Origin of the sequence: Lentzea sp. CA-135723 (genome assembly GCF_050936595.1) — a bacterium.
Lineage (GTDB): Bacteria > Actinomycetota > Actinomycetes > Mycobacteriales > Pseudonocardiaceae > Lentzea.
Genome location: NZ_JBNJMK010000002.1, coordinates 128,242 through 146,108 on the forward strand (window position 1 = coordinate 128,242; position 17,867 = coordinate 146,108).

Here is a 17,867-nt window from a genome sequence, read left to right on the forward strand (position 1 = left end):
GTGAACATCAGCCTTAAGAATGACAACCCATCAGCCGCGCGGTGCGTCGCGCCAGGCGTTCGTGAGGGTCGTCAGCGCGTCCGGGTGGCCGGCGATCTCCGCGGCGCGGGACAAATCGGACTCCGCCATTCCCAGCTCCCGCAAGGATGTCACGGCGCCGAACCGCGTGGCCGTGTCGTGGATGCGTCCCGCCAGATCCGCGGGCGCCGTGTGGGGGAGCAGTGCCGTGTGGGTGGCGGCGTGCGGCAAACCGAACGTACCGCCCAAAACGTGCGCGAGCTTGTGGTGCAGTCCCATGGGGACGGACGCGAGACATGTGCCACCGAGCCACGCTGAGGACAACAGCTCCGTGCGCGCATCCACAGTGGACGGGTTTCCGCTCAAAGCGTGCAAAACGCCCTCGATCGCCTTGGTGGCGATGGCGTCCACCAACGGGTTCTCGTTGCCGCGGGCCGCGACGGCGTGCGCGAGAGAGTTGAGCGCGCTTGTCACCGTGACGTCGAGTGGCAGGTCCAGCGTGAGGTCGACGTCGTAGACGACGGTGTTCGGCTGGATCGCGGGGTCGCGGCGCGTCTCCTTCAGCCCGGCCGCCGTCTCGCCGAGCACCTGGGTGACCTCGGACCCGGCGTAGGTGGTCGGGATGACGACCTGCGGCACGCCGGTGCGGATCGCCAGCGCCTTCGACAGCCCGGTGCTCGATCCGCCGCCGACGGACACGATGCCGTTCACGTCGTGTTCGCGTAACGACGCGAGCGCGCGCTCTGTGACCTCCACCGGCGTGTGCATCGCAGCGCCCGTGAACCGCGTCACCAGCAGCGAGCCGAGTTCGGCGGCCACCTTGTCACCGCCGTGGCGGGCGATCAGCAGCACGCGCGTCGCACCGAGCCGTTCCGCCTCGGCGCGGACGGTGGCGGCGGTGCCGCGGCCGAAGACGACGCGGGTGCGGCCGGGTTCGAAGGTGAAGCTCACCCAGGACGAATACGTGAGGCACGGGCCCGGCGCAACAGCAGAGGGTCAAGCCTTTCGGCTCTGACGGGTGACTTCGTCACTCCTTAGCGTGAATCTTCATGAAGCGTGTTCGTGTTGTAGTGGCGTTAGCAGGGGCCCTGACCCTGACGCCAATCCCTGCCACAGCGGCGACACCAGCGTTCCAGCTGTCCGGCGGCGTCACCGCGCCGATCCACTCGATGGCCGACGCGGTCCGCGAGACCGTGTACGTCGACTCCGGACTCGACCTCGACGGCGACGGCACCCGTGACCGGGTCGCGGCCGACATCATCAGGCCGTCCACCACCGCGCGCGTGCCGGTGATCATGGACGCCAGTCCCTACTACCAGAGCGCGGGCCGCGGCAACGAGAGCGAGGTCAAGACCTACGACTCCGCCGGCGTGCCGGTGAAGTTCCCGCTCTTCTACGACAACTACTTCGTCCCGCGCGGCTACGCCGTCGTGCTGGTCGACTTCCTCGGCACGAACCGGTCGCGCGGCTGCGTCGACGTCGGCGGCCAGTCCGAGATCGCCTCCGGCACCGCCGTGATCGACTGGCTGAACGGGCGGCGCACCGGCTACTCGACCCTGACCGGGGCCACGACCAAGAGCGCCTCGTGGTCGACCGGGGCCGTGGGCATGATCGGCAAGTCGTGGGACGGCTCGATCGCGAACGGTGTCGCGGCCACCGGCGTCGACGGGCTGAAGACGATCGTGCCGATCGCGGCCATCAGCTCCTGGTACGACTGGTTCCGCTCGGACGGCGTCGCGTACCCCGGGTACAGCTCGCCGACCGGGCTGGGGTCGCAGTTCGAGAACTCCAACGCTCGCTCGCGATGTGCGACGGTGCGTTCGCAGATGACGAACGGTTCCCCGGCCAATGGCGACTACACGGCGATGTGGCAGACACGCGACTTCGTGCGCAACGCGTCGAAGGTGAAGGCGTCGATCTTCGCCATCCACGGGCTGAACGACCTCAACGTGAAGACGTTGCAGTACGGGCAGTTCTGGGACGCGGTGCCCGCCACGGTGCCGAAGAAGCTGTGGTTCTCGCAGACCGCGCACGTCGACCCGTTCGACTTCCGGCGCAGCGAGTGGGTGCCGACGCTGCACCGCTGGTTCGACCGCTGGCTGCTGGACGTGCAGAACGGCATCGAGAACGAGCCTCAGGTGTCCGCGGAGCGCGCGCCGGACGTGTGGTCGACCGACCAGACGTGGCCTCCCGCCGGGACCGTCAGCACCGTGTTGCGTCCTTCTTCTTCGGGGCTCGGCACGGCGGCAGGGACGGGCACGTCGGCGTTCACCGACAACGGCAGCGGCACGCCGACGAACTGGATCTCCGGCTCGAACACCGGCCGGGCGATCTGGTCGACCGCCGCGCTGGCCTCGGACCTGCGCATCGCCGGCACGTCGTCGATCACGGTGGGGGTGTCGTCGTCGACGCCGACCGCGCACCTCACGGCGTACCTCGTCGACTACGGCCCGGCGCGCGTGCGCACGGGCGAAGGCATCCGCACGTTGACCACGGAGTCGTGCTGGGGCGAGAGCCGCACGGGCGATGACGCGTGTTACCGCAACACGGAGGCCACGACGGGCAACGTCGACGCGCAGATCATCGCGCGCGGCTGGGCGGACCTCGCGAACTACCAGTCGCTCACGACCCCGCGCACGATCACGCCGGGAACCAAGTACCGCATGACGTTCCGACTGTCCACAACGGACTGGGTCGTGCCGGCGGGCCACCGGCTGGGCCTGGTGATCGGCGGCACCGACACGACCGCCATCGTGCGGCCGAGCCAGCTGCCGCGGCTCACCGTCGACCTGGCGGACACGTCGGTGCGGGTCCCGCTGAAGGGCACCGTGCCGTCCGCCTCGCCCGCTCCGCTCGTCGCCGCCCGCGTTTCCGCTGGTACGAAGAGCGCGTTGGGCTAGCGAACCGGACTGTCGGTGCCGCTCGCTAGCATCGGCGCCATGGGTTCAACCGAGCACGGAGACGCGCTGCAGGTCCTGCAGCGCGTCTTCGGGTACCCCGAGTTCCGCGGCGACCAGGCCGCCATCGTCGAGCACGTGATCGCGGGCGGCGACGCGCTCGTGCTCATGCCCACCGGTGGTGGCAAGTCCCTGTGCTATCAGGTGCCCGCCCTGGTGCGCCCCGGCACGGGCGTGGTGATCTCGCCGCTGATCGCCCTGATGCAGGACCAGGTGGACGCGTTGCGCGCCCTGGGCGTGCGCGCGGGCTTCCTGAACTCCTCGCTGTCGTGGGACGAACGGCGGCTCGTCGAGGCCGAGTTCGTCAACGGCGAGCTCGACCTGCTCTACCTGGCGCCCGAACGCCTGACGTCCGAGGCCACCCTCCGGCTCCTCGAGCAGGGCGAGATCGCGCTCTTCGCGATCGACGAGGCGCACTGCGTCTCCCAGTGGGGCCACGACTTCCGGCCCGACTACCTCTCGCTGACGCACCTGCACGAGCGCTGGCCGAAGGTGCCGCGCGTGGCGCTGACCGCCACCGCGACGGAGGCGACGCGCCAGGAGATCCTCACCCGCCTGGAGCTGACCGAGGGCCGCCAGTTCGTCTCCAGCTTCGACCGCCCGAACATCCAGTACCGCATCGTCGGCAAGAAGGAGCCGAAGAAGCAGCTCCTCGACCTCCTGCACGGCGAGCACCGGGGCGACGCGGGCATCGTCTACTGCCTGTCCCGCGCCTCCGTCGAGAAGACCGCCGAGTTCCTGTTGGCCAACGACATCCCGGCGCTGCCTTACCACGCGGGCCTCGACGCCTCGGTGCGCCAGCGCAACCAGGCGCGGTTCCTCCGCGAGGACGGCCTCGTCATGGTCGCCACCATCGCGTTCGGCATGGGCATCGACAAGCCGGACGTCCGCTTCGTCGCCCACCTCGACCTGCCCAAGTCGGTCGAGGGCTACTACCAGGAGACGGGTCGCGCCGGCCGCGACGGCCAGCCGTCCACCGCCTGGCTCGCCTACGGCCTCTCCGACGTCGTGCAGCAGCGCAAGATGATCGAGTCCTCGGAAGGCGACCTGGCCTTCCGCCGCCGTTCCCAGGCGCACCTGGACGCGATGCTCGCCCTCTGCGAGACGATCACATGCCGCCGCAGCATGCTCCTCGACTACTTCGGCGAACCGGGCGTCGCCTGCGGCAACTGCGACACCTGCCTGACCCCGCCGGAGTCGTGGGACGGCACGGTGGCCGCCCAGAAGATCCTGTCGACGGTCTACCGCCTGCGCAAGGAGCGCAACCAGAAGTTCGGCGCGGGCCAGTCCATCGACATCCTCCTGGGCCGCAAGACCGCCAAGGTGATCCAGTTCGACCACGACCAGCTCAGCACCTTCGGCATCGGCGAGGACCTCAACGAGAGCGAGTGGCGAGGCGTCGTCCGCCAGCTCCTCGCCCAGGGCCTGCTGGCCGTGGAAGGCGAGTACTCGACCCTGGTCCTGACCCAGGCGAGCTCGGACGTGCTGTCCCGCAAGCGCGAGGTGAAGCTCCGCAAGGACCCGGCCCCGGCGCGGGCCAGGACCTCCGCCCAGTCCTCGTCCTCCAGCGGCACCAAGCAGAAGGTGGACCTCCCGCCCGAGGCGGCGCCGCTCTTCGAGGCCCTGCGCGAATGGCGCGCCCAGCAGGCCCGCGAACAGGGCGTCCCGGCCTACGTGATCTTCCACGACGCCACCCTGAAGTCCATCGCGGCCACCCGCCCCACCAGCCTCTCGGCCCTGGGCGGCGTGAGCGGCGTGGGCCAGGCCAAGCTGACCAAGTACGGCGACCAGATCCTCGAGGTGGTCACCGCGGGCCCGGCCGCCCCCGCCCAGCAGGCGGCGCCCGCCGCCGAACCCGCCAAACCCAGGTCCCGCACCACCGGCACGGGCGGCGCGGCCTGGGGGTCGGGCGAGGCGGCCGACGAGTGGCCGGAGCCGGAGGAACCGGACGAGCCGATGGACTGGTGACCCACCGCCCAGTCCGAGAGATCGCTCACCGCCGAGCCGTGCGGTGAGCGCCCGCCCGGCGGCATGACGGCTGTCAGCGCGCCTCGGCGACGCCGCAGAGCCGGCCTGTCCGGCGGCCCCTGAGTCGTGGGCCGCCGTTCTCAGCCGTGTCGCAGCCGCGCCTTGACCGGCGCCCCAGGGCCTGTTGCGCCCGCAGGGGTCAGGTCACCTTCTCGATCTGCGCGCGTTTGATCACGTTCTTGCCGGACTCGCCGACGAGGTCGAAGGCCGCGCTGTTCAGCACCACGCAGGACGGGCCGACGCCGACGATCCGCACGGTCGTCTGCTTGCCGTTGTCGAGATTGGTGACCCGGACCGCTGACCCCACCGGGAGCTGCGACGAGAACGCCCCCGGTTCACCGCCCACTGAGGACAGGCCGACGGTCGCGCCGTCGCAGACGACCTGGCCCACCACACCGGAAGGGCGCACTCGGGAGACCGAGGTTCGCGACGCGGGAGTGGGGGCCGGTGCGTTTCCGACGATCTCCACCCGGATTCGGCGGAGGACGCTTTCCACGCCGCCCTCGCCGGTTTCGGCGGACCACAGGGAATCCAGCGCGGCCGTGTTGATGAGCGCGCAGTTGCTGGAGGTGCCGATGACCGAGACGGTGATCGCGCGTCCGTTGGCGGGATTGGTGAGCCTGAGTTGTGTGCCCAACGGGAACTGGTCCGACAACACGCCTGCCGGGCCTTTGGCGTTCGTCGTTCTCACCTGTTGACCGGCGCACACCTCTTTGCCCGCCACCCCCGACTGCGACGACGGGGCCCCGGAACCGGCGAGAGCGAAGGCCGCACCCCCGATGGCCGCGACGACGGAGAAGACCCCCGTGCCCGCGACCCAGCCCTTCGACCAGCGCATGTGCAACACCCGACCTCTCTGTCAGGCCGTACGGCCCGCGGATCGGGGTGGTTCAACGGCGAGTGGCCCTCACCAGCGCGGTCGGGTCGCAGGACGCCAGATGATCACGCAGCGCGACGTGCGCGAAGCGGTACTCGCCGTCCACTCGGGTGAGCAGCAGCCTGTCCTGTGCGAGATGGAGCAAAGCCTTGCGCCGGAAGGACAACTCACCGAGCGACAAGGGGCGGGTGACACCTTCCGCGGCGACTTCGGAGAGTGCGTCGAACGGCCACACGTAGTCGCGTGCGGCCGTTGGGGTGACAAGCAGCCCGAGTGCCACTCCCAGTGCGGTTCCCCAGGATCCGAGCGTGCCGATCCCGCCCAGCAGACCGACCGCGCCCAGGACCGGGACCGCCGGCTGCACCCACCACGGTCTCCCCAGCCGCATGCGTTGCTGCTGTCCCGGACGCACCGTGCGCCACACACGTGCCACTGCCGCGGCGAAAATTCCGCCTGCCACGCCGGCGGAAAAGCCGACTCCCATGCCGGCCAGCACCACGTACGGGCCGGTCCAGATCATCGAGACGCCCGGCGCGGCGGCGATCAACAACGCCCACGGCACCGGCGCGTCACCCGGTATGAAACCCAACGCTAAGAAGAATGACGCCACCACCACGAACACATACGTCACGAGATACGGCCACGGCGTGCCGATTCCGCCGAGCCACAACCCGACGAGCCCGACCATCAAACCGCCAGCCACGCCGGCGATGAATCCCAGCGCGGCGGTCAAAATGCCGTGCGCACGGCCAGGCGGATGAAAGACGTGCGGCAGTTTGTTCACCATCACGAGCAACGACGAAGCGGCGACCACGAACACCAACGCCGGCCACAAGCCGAGGCGCAGGCTCGTCATGAACGCCACGGCACACACACCACCGGCATATGCGGCAGGCACCGCGCGCACGAACAGCAACCACAACGGCCGCGTCGGCAGCAGCGGAAGCCACGCACGGCGGTGCGGCATGTGCACGGGCGCGCCGAGATCCGGTCTGTCCAGCCGTGCGAGGAACTTCAACGCGCGAATGGTCGGGCCCGCGCCGCGTTGGCCGGAAAGCCTTTCCACGACGAACGACCCCACGAAGTCCGTGCCGATCGTGTCGACCTGCTTGTCGAGGTGCGTCAACGCCAGCAGGTTCAACGCCAGGGGTGAGTCGAGCTTCTCCCAGATCTCCGGGGTGAGCGCCGACTCCAGGCTGTCGAGCCGGGGACTGACCGAGGCGATGTACTCCAGGACCTGCCCGCGCGACAACGGTTCGACGTGCACCGACGGCAGGTTCTCGATCGGGCCCGTCGAGAGGACGACGGAGGCGAACGGCGCGAGCTCGGACTCGCAGTGCGCGCGGTCGACGCGTGGCACCTCGTCCAGGCCGTCGATGAGCACGGCCACGCGTTCGCGGCGCAGCCAGATCGTGCCGGCCGAGCGGCTGATGCCGTAGCGGCGGTTCATCTCGCGCAAGAGCCACGCGGTGAACTCCGTCGGCTTGCGCGTCCCGTACGCGCGCCACGTCGCCAAGTCCACGACGACGGGAATCGGCGCGTCCGGGTCGTCGCGGGCCCGCTGGACCAGCACCAGGCACAGTTCGCGCAGCAACGTCGACCGCCCGCTGCCGACCGGCCCGATCAGGACCATGGTGTGGCCGAGGCGTTCGTAGACGGCCTCCAGGTCGGCTGAGGAGATCTCCTCGCCGTCCACCCGCACCGCGAGCTTCGGCTGCTGCAGCACACCCAGTTTGATCTGCGTCTGGGCCGCTAGCGACGCGGCGAGCAGCGCTTTCACCCGCGTCTCGACGCGGGCGAGTGCGGCGGTGCGGCTGCTCGTCTCGTGGCCGCGCACCCGTTCCCAGACGGCGAGACCGACGGCGACGAGCACCATCACGCCGACCGCGGGCCACAACCACCTGCCGAACTCGCCGATGAACCCCGGCACGGGCCCGCCGGTGCTCACGCTGATGGCGGCCGGAAGCAGCAGAACGACGGTGACCAGGCACAAGGCGGCCAACGCGGTCAGCCGCGCCGCTCTCGTCACCCCGCTCGGATCCACCTTCACCTCCGCGATCCCGGCGAACGACGGTAACCGTGCCGCCGGGATCGCGGAAGTGAATCCGATCAGGCTTAACTCACATGCGAACCAAGCGCCTGAGTCGCCTCACGCACCCACTCCGAGTGGGTACCGCTACTGCTGTTGCTGGCCACCGAAGTTGCGGAGGCCTTCCTTGAGCTTGTCCTCGCCCTGGTCGATGTGCTCGCTGTGCTTGCCGCCGGTCTTCTCGTCGGCGAACTGCCCGGCGCGCTCGACGCCCTGGTCGACCTTGTCGCCGTGCTCGCCGATGAGGTCCTTGGCCTTGTTCTTCAACTCGTCGAATCCCATGACTGCATTACCTCCCTATGCAGTTCGGTTACCCGGTCTTGGATCCGGTACACGTCACTGGATCGAGTGAAGTGCCGCGACCGGGCTCACCCGCGCCGCCCGGCGGGCAGGCAGCAGCCCCGCGCCCGCAGTGAGTGCGGTGAGGACGAGCACGACCACGCCGATCGCCACGACGGGAACCTGCAACGGCCACTCGACGCCCAGCGCCACGATCGCGAGCCAGGCGTAGGGGACGCCGATGGCGAGACCCATCACCGCGCCGACGGTTCCGTACAGGGCGGCCTCGGTCGTGATGAGGAGGCCGAGACCCTTGCGGGGCAAGCCGATCGCACGCAGCAGACCGGACTCGCGGGTTCGTTCGAGCACCGACAACGCCGTGGTCGAGCCTACTCCCACCACGGCGATGAGAATCGTGAGGAACAGCAGTCCGACCGCGATCACCACCAAAGAGGTGAACCCGTTCTCCTGCACCTGACGACGTTCCGCGAGCGACTCCACCTCGAAGCCGGCGGGCACCCGTTCCTTGGCGCCGTCGGCAAGTGCACCGACGATGGCACCTTCCGCATCGGACGAGTGCAGCAGCGCACTGCCGAGCGGGATCTCCCCGAACAACGTCGCCGCGACGGTCATCCGCACGCCGTTGACGTCCACGGCCGAGCCGGCGGTCAGACCGAGCCGGGTCGCCGTCGAGGTGGACAGGATGAGCTTGCGGGGCCCCATGTCGGCGAGTGCGCCGGAGTCGACGCGGAAGTCGCCGAGGTCGCTCAGCCCGGTCATGTCGAGGTCGGTGGCGCGCATGGTGAGCGTGCCGTCGACGGTGATCTCGGTGCGGCGGTAGGGGAGCACGTTCGTCAGCCCGGCCGCGGTCAGCGCCGCGGGATCGACCGGCCCGGTGATCTCCAGCTCGGCGGGGTAGGCGCTCGCCATCTCCGCCTTTCCCAGTCCCTGCAACGTGTTCGCGCCGGTCAGGGTCGCGATGACGAGGCTGACGCCCACCGCCACCACCGCCGTGACGGACGCGGCCCGGCGCGGCGCACCCCCGACACCGCTCACCGCCAGCGTGCCGATGGTGCTGCGCCGCAACAGGAATCCGAACAGCCGCAGGACCGGCGTGATCAACGCGGGTCCGAGCGTGATCAACGCGCCGAACGTCAGCGCACCGCTGATGGTCGTGCGCAGCAGCAGATCCTCGATCATCCCGCTCGGCCGCCTCCCGTCCGCGAGACCGTCGATCGCGACGGACACCAGCAGCCACCCGGCGCCACCGGCCATGAGCACGCCGAGCACCCAGCGCGGCACGCCGATGCGGCTCTGGGCGTCCTGCACGGCCGACGTGCGCAGCGCCTCCAGCGGGGAGACCTTGGCCGCCGACCACGCGGGCGCCAGCACGGCGAGCGTGGTCAGCACGAACGACCCGGACACCACGGCCAGCGCGGGCGTGAGCGGGAACCCCGGTGCCACCAGGCCCGCGAGCGGCACGAGCTGCCCCGCGCCCGCCGCCAGCGCGACCCCGGCGACGGAGGCCAGCAACCCGGCCAGCGCGCCCTCCACGACGAGCCCGCGCGCCAGCCTGCCTCGGGTGGCACCGACCGCGCGCAGCAACGCGAGCTCCCGCATCCGTTGCGCGAACACGATCCGGAACGTCGAGGTGGCGACCAGCGCGGCCACGATCATCGCGACCGTGACGAACGCGCCGAGCAGCACGAACACCTCGACCAGCTCCTTCGCCTGAGCGGCCAGCGACCGTTCGGCGACGTCCTTGGCGAGTGCCGTCGAGTAGGCGAAGAACGCGGCGATCGTGATCGACAGGACCGGCAGGAACCTCCTCATGCGGCGACCGCCTGCACGACACGGCCGTCCGCCATGTGCACCACGGCGTCGGCATAAGAGGCGGCCCTGTCGTCGTGCGTCACCATCACGATCGTCTGACCGAACTCGCGCACGGCCCGTCGCAGCAGGTTGAGCACGTCCGCCGCCGACCGCGAGTCCAGGTTGCCGGTCGGTTCATCAGCGAAGACGACGTCAGGACGCGTGACCAGCGCACGCGCCAACGCCACCCGCTGCTGCTGCCCGCCGGACATCTCCGGCGGCCGGTGCGACAGCCGTTCCGACAGCCCGAGCACCTCCACGAGCTGTGCGAACCAGGCCTGGTCGACGGGGCGTCCCGCCAGCGTCAGCGGCAGCAGCACGTTCTGCCGCGCGGTCAGCGCCGGCAGCAGGTTGAACGACTGGAACACGAACCCGACCCGGTCCCGCCGCACCTTCGTCAGCGCGGTGTCGGAGAGCCGGGTCAGGTCCTTCCCGCCGAGCAGCGCCGCGCCGGACGTGGCGGTGTCGAGGCCCGCGAGGCAGTGCATGAGCGTCGACTTGCCGGACCCGGACGGGCCCATGATCGCGCTGAACGCGGCGGGCCGGAACCCGACGGTCACCCCGTCGAGTGCTCGAACCGCGGTGTCACCGGAGCCGTACACCTTCACGAGGTCGGCCGCGGCGGAAGCGAAGTTGTTCACATGGTCAGCAAAGTCCCCGGAAGCGAGCGGGACCTCGGTCCTGCGCCGGGTTCGCCTCTGTCTTTCGGCCGATCTGCGGACCGCGTGCGGATGCCTAGAGTCGTGGCCATGCTCTGGAGGTTCGGTGCGGTCGCCGCACTGCTCGCCGCGTCGTTCGCGGACTTCTGGTACGGCCTGTTCAAGTCGCCGGGGCTCTACCCCTGGACGGGCTGGGCCGCGTTCGCGTGCATCGTGCTGCCGGCCCTCGCCTGGCTGCGCCCGAACCGCGCCCTCGCCGCCGTCGCCGCCACCGCCAGCCTGACGTTCACGCTGGTCAACCCGCTCGACAAGGAGTTCGGGCTGGCCGAGGCGCTCGCGCTGACAGGCGTGCTGGCGGTGACGACGAACCGGGCGAGGTCGTGGTGGGACGCGCCGCTGGTCGCCCTGGTCGCCGTCGCGCTGGTCACCCAGCCCTGGGAGTACCCGCCCGGCAGCACCGCGCTCACGCTGATGATGGGCCTGCTGGTCGTCGCCACCGGGGTGCTCGCGCTGGTCGGCTACCTGCGGCTGCTCGGCACCGCCAGGGAGAAGCAGGTCGAGGCCGTCCGGGCCGAGCAGAAGGCCGAGTTCGCGCGGGACCTGCACGACTTCGTCGGGCACCACATCACGGGCATGGTCGTGCTGGCCCAGGGCGCCGGCCGGATCGTCGAACGGAACCCCGCGCAGGCACGGGACGCCCTCGAACGGATCGAGGCGGCCGGCGGCGAGGCCATGACCGCGATGCGCCGCATGGTGGGCATGCTGCGCGACGACGCCCCCGTCGCACCGGTCGCGGGCATCGTCGACATCGAACCGCTGATCGCCGCCGAACCACGCGCGACCCTCGAAGTCCACGGCGACACGGCGACCCTCCCTCCCGAGGTCGCCAGTTCGGTGCACCGCGTCGTCATGGAGTCGCTGACGAACGTCCGCAAGCACGCCAGGGAGGCGACCGCGGTGGACGTCCAGATCCAGACCACATCGGACTGGGTGACGGTCAAGATCTCCAACGACGGCAGGCCCGCGAGGCAGGGCAGCGGTTTCGGGCTCGTCGGACTCACCGAACGGGTGCAGGCGCTCGGTGGCAGGCTCAGAGCAGGGCCGGGCATCGACGGCGGCTGGGTCGTCGACGCCGCACTCCCGACCGGAAAGGCGACCGCGTGATCAGGGTTCTCGTCGCGGACGACCAGGCGATGGTGCGCACGGGCTTCGGCATGATCCTAGGAGCCGAGTCCGACATCGAGGTCGTGGCGGAAGCGCAGGACGGCGTCGAGGCCGTCGCCGAGGCACGACGTACCAAGCCGGACGTCGCGTTGATGGACATCCGCATGCCCCGCATGGACGGACTCGAAGCGCTCAAGCAGATCGCCGGCGACGTGAACGTGGTGGTGTGCACGACGTTCGACCACGACGAGTACGTGCACACGGCGTTGAAGAACGGTGCGTGCGGCTTCCTGCTGAAGGACGCCGGTCCCAACCTTCTCGTCGAAGCGGTCCGTGCGGCCGTCACGGGCGATGCGCTCATCAGCCCGTCGATCACCGTCAGACTGTTGCAGCACATGAACACGCCCGCACCGCAAGAGCCGCACAAGCTTTCGGCACGAGAGCTCGACGTCGTGAAGCTCGCGGCCGTCGGCAAGACGAACGCCGAGATCGCGCAGGAGCTGTTCATCTCGCTGGGCACGGTGAAGACGCACCTCGCGAGCGTTCAGACCAAACTGGACGCCCGCAACCGCGTCGAGATCGCCGCCTGGGCCTGGGAAACCCGCCTGGTCGGCCAAAAGTAGGACCCACAACCGGTCTCCGGACAGAAGCCCGGCCCCGCGCACATCACCAGAATTCGAGCCATGAAGAAACTCCTCCTGCTGATCCCCGTGCTGGCGCTCACCGCGTGCGGCCCGAAGAGCTACACCTACGAGGCGTTCTACGACATCGAGGGCACCGGCAAGGCGCAGCTGACGCTCACCGTCCCCGGTGGCGACTCGCGGTCGGAGACCGTCGACCTGCCGGTGAAGAACGTCGGCATGCTCGCCAACGCCCTCGGCAAGGTCACGCTCGTCGTCAAGCCCGAGTCCGGCCGGGCCACCTGCAAACTCCGCGTGGAGAAGGAAGAGGAGATCACCAACTCCGGCGCGGAGGCGAAGTGCGAGTACGACATCACCGAGTCGACCGACAACTGAGTGATCCGTTAAAGCTTGCCCGGTCACCGCGGCCTCCACTAGGAAACGCGCATGAGGCGAATCGCAGCTGGACTGGCAGTGGCGGCGCTGGCCGTGGGTTTCATCGCGACGGGCACCGCGTCCGCCGACGTGCAGACGGCCCGGCCCGACTGCGGCTACACCGCGACCCCCGAGGAGCCCGCCGCACGGCCGGTGTCCATCCCGCACGACCCGTGGTTCACCAAGGGCAAGGTGCTGGTCAAGGTCAAGACCAACCAGGGTGACATCCCGCTGGTCCTCGACCGGACCAAGGCCGCGTGCACCGCGCACAGCTTCATCCACCTCGCGCACCGCGGCTTCTACAACCAGACCGAGTGCCACCGGCTCACCGCGTACCCGACGCTGAAGGTGCTGCAGTGCGGCGACCCGTCCAGCACCGGCGAGGGCGGCCCCGGCTACAGGTACAAGGACGAGCTGCCGACCGACCTGCAGCCCGCGCCGAACGACCCGACCGGGCAGCGCCGGATCTACCCGCGCGGCACGCTCGCGATGGCCAACGCGGGCCCCGACACCAACGGCTCGCAGTTCTTCCTGGTGCAGTCGGACTCGATCCTGCGTCCCAACTACACGGTGTTCGGCCAGATCCTGCCCGAGGGCCTGAAGACCCTCGACAAGATCGCGGCCGGCGGCATCGCGGGGGAGGACCCGCTCGACGGCCGTCCGAACGTGAAGTCCGAGCTGAAGTGGGTGCTCCCGCTGGGCCTCTAGTGCGAAGCCCAGCCCTGCAAGGCCCCGTAGAACGCGTCTGAGAGCCGCCGGACCACCTGTTCGTCAGGTAGTCCGGCGGTTTTCGTCAGGTCGAGGATCTCGCGCGGGTCGAACAACGCGTTGTGCAGAAACCGAGCCACGTTCAGCAGAGCGTCGGGTAACGACAGTTCGATCAGCACACCGCGCAGCGCCTGGTCCCACGCGCCGCACGACAGCTTCGCCATCGACTCGCCGCCGTGCAGGCGGTCGAGGAACCCCCGTTGCGACGAGTACCGCACCATCACCGGGCCGTGGGCGTTCTGCAGCTTCACCCACCGCGCGGCCTGGTGCTCGAACAGTTCCTTGCCGGTCTTGCGAGACCGTTCGCCGTGGTCGACCAACGACGCCATGACGTCTTCGTGGTACGCCACCACGAGCGCTTCCACGGACGGGAAGTGCCGATACGCCGTCGCCTGGGAAAGCGCCGCCTTGCGCGCGATCGACTGCATCGTCGCCGTTGCTGGTTCAGCCCGCAGGACGTGCGTCGCGGCATCCAGCAATCGCTTGCGGTTGCGGCGCGCGTCACTGCGGCTGTTTGTCTCCTCCGGCAGAACTTCCTCCCACCCCCGAGCCCAGTGCGAGGTGCAGGATAAGGCGAAAGATCAGCGGAACGAGGAGATTCCGGTCAACGCGTGGCCGATGGATAGCAAATGGATGTCGGAAGTCCCCTCGTACGTCAGGACGGATTCCAGGTTGTTGGCGTGACGCAGTGGCGAGTACTCCAGTGAGATGCCGTTCGCGCCGAGGACGGTCCTGCTTTCCCGCGCGATCGCGATGGCCGACTCGACGTTGTTGTACTTGCCGACGCTGATCTGCTCGGGCTTGAGCGTGCCCGCCTCCTTGAGCCTCGCGAGGTGCAACGCCAGCAGCATCGAGTTGCTGACCTGCACCGCCATGCTCGCGAGCTTGCGCTGCGTCAGCTGGAACGAGGCGATCGGCTTGTCGAACTGGACGCGCGTGCCGGAGTAGCGCAGAGCCGCCTGCAACGAATCCCGCGCGGCCCCGACGGCGCCGAACACGATCCCGAACCGCGCCTCGTTCAGACAGGTGAGCGGGGCCCGCAAGGAAGTCGCGAGCGGCAACCGAGCGCTTTCCGGCAGCCGCACGTCCTCCAGGACCAACTCGGAGGTGACGGACGCCCGCATCGACAGCTTCTGCTTGATGTCGCGCGTCGAGAATCCCGGCGTGCCGCGGGGAACGAGGAATCCTCGAATTCCCTCCTCCGTGCGCGCCCACACCGTCGCCACGTCCGCCAGACCGCCGTTCGTGATCCACATCTTGGTGCCGTTGAGCACCCAGTCCGCGCCGTCGCGCACCGCCTTCGTGCGCATGCCGGACGGGTTAGACCCGAAGTCGGGCTCGGTCAGCCCGAAACAGCCGATCGCCTCACCGGCGGCGAGCCGCGGCAGCCACTCCTGCTTCTGCTCCTCCGACCCGTACTGCCAGATCGAGAACATCGACAGCGACCCCTGCACGGACACGAAACTGCGGATGCCGCTGTCCACGGCCTCCAGCTCCAGGCACGCGAGCCCGTACGCGAGCGCCGACGTGCCCGCGCACCCGTAGCCCTCCAGGTGCATGCCGAGCACACCGAGCTTGCCCAGCTCCTGCGCCAGCTCGCGCGGCAACATCCCCGCCTCGAACCACTCCGCGACGTGCGGGCGCACGTGCTCCGCCAGGTACGCCGCGACGGTGGCCTGGATGTCGCGCTCCTCGTCGCTCAGCAACGACGGGATGTCCAGCAACTGCAACGGGTCCTGCACGGTCACTCCAGCTTCGGCGGGCGCAGCCGGTACGTGACCGGCGTGCGCGACAGGCGGATGGGGTTCGCGACGAGCGTCATGTCGCCGATCGTCGCGGTCGGGTTGAGGTCCAGCGACTCGGCCAGTGCGAACGCGTGCGCGACATCGTTGACAGGGCCGCACGGCACGCCGAGGGGCGTCAGCGTCTCGAACCAGTGCTGCGCGGGCCGCGTCCGCAGCCGCGCCGACAGCACCTCGAACAGCTCGTCCACGTGCTCCACCCGGTCGGAGTTCGTGACGAACCGCTCGTCGGTCGCGAGCTCCGGCACGTCGAGCACCGAGCACAGCCGGCGGAACTGCCGGTCGTTGCCCACCGCGAGCACGATCGGATGGTCGACCGTCGGGAACACCTCGTACGGCGCGATCGACGGATGTCGGTTGCCCATCGGCTTCGGCACCGACCCGGCCAGCGTGAACCCCGCGCTCTGGTTCACCATGCTCGACAGCAGCACCGTCAGCAGGTCCAGCTCGACGAGCTGCCCCAGCCCCGTCGCCTCGCGGTGCCGCAGCGCCGCCAGGATGCCCACGCAGGCGTGCAACCCCGTCAGCACGTCGACCAGCGCCACGCCGGTCTTCACCGGCTCGTACGGACCGGGCCCGGTCACGCTCATCAACCCGCCCACGGCCTGCGCGAGCAGGTCGTAGCCAGGCAGGTCCGCGCCCTTGCCGGAGCCGAACCCCGAGATGGAGCAGTAGACGAGGTCGTCACGCCCGAGCGACTCGTAGTCCAGGCCGAACTTCTTCATCGTGCCGGGCTTGAAGTTCTCGACCACGACGTCCGCCCGCGCGATCAGCTCGCGCGCCTGTTCCCTGCCCTTCTCGGTGGACAGGTCGATCTGCACCGACGTCTTGTTCCTGTTGACGGACAGGAAGTACGTCGCCTCGTCCTCGTAGTGCGGCGGACCCCACGTGCGGGTCTCGTCGCCCCTGCCGGGCTGTTCGACCTTCACGACCTCGGCGCCGAGGTCGCCCAGCATCATCGTCGCGTACGGTGCCGCGAGCACCCGGCTGAAGTCCGCGATCACCACGCCTTCGAGGGAGCTCATGCCGTTCGCCTCCGCTGCTTCGTCCTCGCGCACAACGCATGCGCGTGTTCCTGACCGCCGTTCTTGTACCCCGTTCTTCGTTGCTTCGTCGTTGCATGCGGCATCGCCGGCGCACCGCAATATGCCGATCCGAACGCACCGCCGCCGTTCACGCGACCCTGCCGCGCAGCTTCATCGCGGCCAGCACGCGCTCCTGTGCGAGTGCGCGCGCCGCCACATGCGTTGTGGTGCCACGGCTTCGCGCCTCGGCGAGGACGGTGACCGCGTTCGCCCTCAGCTTCTCCGACACGGCCTCCAACACGGTCGCGGGGTTGACCGGGAACGGCGAGTACCGCGCGTCCATGCCGTACGCCGCCGCCACGACCCCGCCGGCGTTCGCGATGAAGTCCGGCACGACCGTGATCCCGCGCCGCGCGAGAACCTCCTGCGCCGCAACGGAAGTGGGCAGGTTCGCGCCCTCGATCACCAGGGTGGTGTCGAGCTCGCCCGCCAGCTCCGCGTCGATCACGTCCTGCAGCGCGGCGGGCACCAGCACGTCGCACGGCACCCGCAGTTCGGCGCCGAGCTCCCGGACGCTGCCGTACTCCTCGACCGCGAGATCACCGAACTCGTCTCGCAGCTTCAACAGTCGTGCGACGTCCAGGCCGCCGGCGTCGACCAGTGCGCCGTGCACCGACGACACGGCGACGACCACCGCGCCGAGCTCGGCGAACCGCTTCGCCGCCGCGGCGCCGACCGCGCCGAAACCCTGCACCGCCACGCGTTTGCCGCGCAGCTCCGTCAACTCGTCCGCCACCTCGGCCACGCCGTACCCGGTGACGCCCAGCTCGTCGTACGGAAGACCGCCGAGTTGAGCCGGTGCGCCCATCATAGCGCCGCGGTCCGACAGTTCGTCCTGGACGATCGCCGCGTCCCGTTCGGTGAGGCCCACGTCGAGGCCGAGCACGTACTCGCGCGGCACCTCGTTGGAGAGCTTGCGCGCGAACGCCCGCAGCGCCGCTTCTTTGTCGGGAGAGGAAGGATCGAACCTGATCCCGGCCTTCGCGCCGCCGAAGAACAGGTCGACCCCGGCCCACTTCCACGTCATCACGCGCGCGAGGCGGGCGATCTCCTCGACGGTCACGGCCGGGCTCATCCGCGTGCCGCCCTTGCCCATGCCGCGCGCGGTGTTGTCGATGACGAGCACGCCCTTCATGCCGGTGCGCCGGTCCGACACGCAGACGACCTTCTCGGGCCCCCACTCGTCCATGAGCTGGAGAACGTCCATCGCATTC

At 69.6% G+C, this 17,867-nt stretch carries 16 protein-coding genes; 6 read left to right on the plus strand and 10 right to left on the minus strand.

Features of this window, described 5'->3' with window-relative positions:
- Nucleotides 1-30 precede the first annotated feature (30 nt).
- Nucleotides 31-969, minus strand: a complete 939-nt coding sequence (locus ACQEU1_RS36500) for a maleylacetate reductase (RefSeq protein ID WP_433212382.1) — start codon at nucleotides 967-969, stop codon at nucleotides 31-33.
- A gap of 98 nt (nucleotides 970-1,067) precedes the next feature.
- On the opposite strand from ACQEU1_RS36500, the gene ACQEU1_RS36505 reads away from it, so the two are divergent.
- Both ACQEU1_RS36505 and recQ read left to right on the plus strand, forming a co-directional pair.
- A complete protein-coding gene (locus ACQEU1_RS36505; protein WP_433212385.1) occupies nucleotides 1,068-2,918 on the plus strand; it encodes a Xaa-Pro dipeptidyl-peptidase in 1,851 nt (616 codons plus the stop codon).
- Between the two features lie 39 nt (nucleotides 2,919-2,957).
- Nucleotides 2,958-4,943, plus strand: coding sequence for a DNA helicase RecQ (gene recQ, locus ACQEU1_RS36510; RefSeq protein WP_433212388.1), 1,986 nt, complete (start codon nucleotides 2,958-2,960; stop codon nucleotides 4,941-4,943).
- 199 nt (nucleotides 4,944-5,142) lie between these two features.
- On the opposite strand, the gene ACQEU1_RS36515 is transcribed toward recQ, so the two are convergent.
- From ACQEU1_RS36515 to ACQEU1_RS36535, 5 genes are all read right to left on the minus strand, one after another.
- On the minus strand, nucleotides 5,143-5,841 hold the full coding sequence (locus ACQEU1_RS36515; RefSeq protein ID WP_433212391.1) for a hypothetical protein: 699 nt from the start codon (nucleotides 5,839-5,841) through the stop codon (nucleotides 5,143-5,145).
- Nucleotides 5,842-5,893: 52 nt separating this feature from the next.
- On the minus strand, nucleotides 5,894-7,924 hold the full coding sequence (locus ACQEU1_RS36520; RefSeq protein WP_433212394.1) for an NACHT domain-containing protein: 2,031 nt from the start codon (nucleotides 7,922-7,924) through the stop codon (nucleotides 5,894-5,896).
- A gap of 132 nt (nucleotides 7,925-8,056) precedes the next feature.
- A complete protein-coding gene (locus tag ACQEU1_RS36525; protein ID WP_433212397.1) occupies nucleotides 8,057-8,251 on the minus strand; it encodes an antitoxin in 195 nt (64 codons plus the stop codon).
- 54 nt (nucleotides 8,252-8,305) lie between these two features.
- Nucleotides 8,306-10,081: an FtsX-like permease family protein gene (locus tag ACQEU1_RS36530; RefSeq protein ID WP_433212400.1), complete on the minus strand. Its 1,776-nt coding sequence runs from the start codon at nucleotides 10,079-10,081 to the stop codon at nucleotides 8,306-8,308.
- The gene (locus tag ACQEU1_RS36535; RefSeq protein WP_433212403.1) at nucleotides 10,078-10,761 is read right to left on the minus strand and encodes an ABC transporter ATP-binding protein; all 684 of its coding nucleotides are present in this window, start codon (nucleotides 10,759-10,761) and stop codon (nucleotides 10,078-10,080) included. The genes ACQEU1_RS36530 and ACQEU1_RS36535 overlap by 4 nt, the downstream gene beginning before the upstream one ends.
- Nucleotides 10,762-10,869: 108 nt before the next feature.
- Between ACQEU1_RS36535 and ACQEU1_RS36540 the strand changes: the two genes are divergently transcribed.
- Genes ACQEU1_RS36540 through ACQEU1_RS36555 form a run of 4 tightly spaced genes read left to right on the plus strand, consistent with a single transcriptional unit; the run spans nucleotide 10,870 to nucleotide 13,706 of the window.
- Nucleotides 10,870-11,943, plus strand: coding sequence for a sensor histidine kinase (locus tag ACQEU1_RS36540; protein ID WP_433212406.1), 1,074 nt, complete (start codon nucleotides 10,870-10,872; stop codon nucleotides 11,941-11,943).
- Nucleotides 11,940-12,566: a response regulator gene (locus ACQEU1_RS36545; protein WP_433212409.1), complete on the plus strand. Its 627-nt coding sequence runs from the start codon at nucleotides 11,940-11,942 to the stop codon at nucleotides 12,564-12,566. The genes ACQEU1_RS36540 and ACQEU1_RS36545 overlap by 4 nt, the downstream gene beginning before the upstream one ends.
- Before the next feature lie 60 nt (nucleotides 12,567-12,626).
- Nucleotides 12,627-12,959, plus strand: a complete 333-nt coding sequence (locus ACQEU1_RS36550; RefSeq protein WP_433212412.1) for a hypothetical protein — start codon at nucleotides 12,627-12,629, stop codon at nucleotides 12,957-12,959.
- A 51-nt stretch (nucleotides 12,960-13,010) separates the two neighbouring features.
- Nucleotides 13,011-13,706: a peptidylprolyl isomerase gene (locus ACQEU1_RS36555; RefSeq protein WP_433212415.1), complete on the plus strand. Its 696-nt coding sequence runs from the start codon at nucleotides 13,011-13,013 to the stop codon at nucleotides 13,704-13,706.
- Here ACQEU1_RS36555 and ACQEU1_RS36560 read toward each other — a convergent pair.
- The 4 genes from ACQEU1_RS36560 to ACQEU1_RS36575 form a co-directional block, all read right to left on the minus strand.
- Nucleotides 13,703-14,245 carry a TetR/AcrR family transcriptional regulator gene (locus tag ACQEU1_RS36560; protein WP_433212418.1) on the minus strand — a complete coding sequence of 181 codons (543 nt, stop codon included), beginning with the start codon at nucleotides 14,243-14,245 and terminating at the stop codon, nucleotides 13,703-13,705. The two genes, ACQEU1_RS36555 and ACQEU1_RS36560, sit on opposite strands and share 4 nt — an antisense overlap.
- 102 nt (nucleotides 14,246-14,347) lie before the next feature.
- Entirely contained in the window at nucleotides 14,348-15,514 is a 1,167-nt protein-coding gene (locus ACQEU1_RS36565; protein ID WP_433212421.1) for an acyl-CoA dehydrogenase family protein, read from the minus strand.
- Nucleotides 15,511-16,593, minus strand: a complete 1,083-nt coding sequence (locus tag ACQEU1_RS36570) for a CaiB/BaiF CoA transferase family protein (RefSeq protein WP_433212424.1) — start codon at nucleotides 16,591-16,593, stop codon at nucleotides 15,511-15,513. The genes ACQEU1_RS36565 and ACQEU1_RS36570 overlap by 4 nt, the downstream gene beginning before the upstream one ends.
- Nucleotides 16,594-16,741: 148 nt before the next feature.
- Nucleotides 16,742-17,860: a Glu/Leu/Phe/Val family dehydrogenase gene (locus ACQEU1_RS36575; protein WP_433212427.1), complete on the minus strand. Its 1,119-nt coding sequence runs from the start codon at nucleotides 17,858-17,860 to the stop codon at nucleotides 16,742-16,744.
- Between the last annotated feature and the right edge of the window lie 7 nt (nucleotides 17,861-17,867).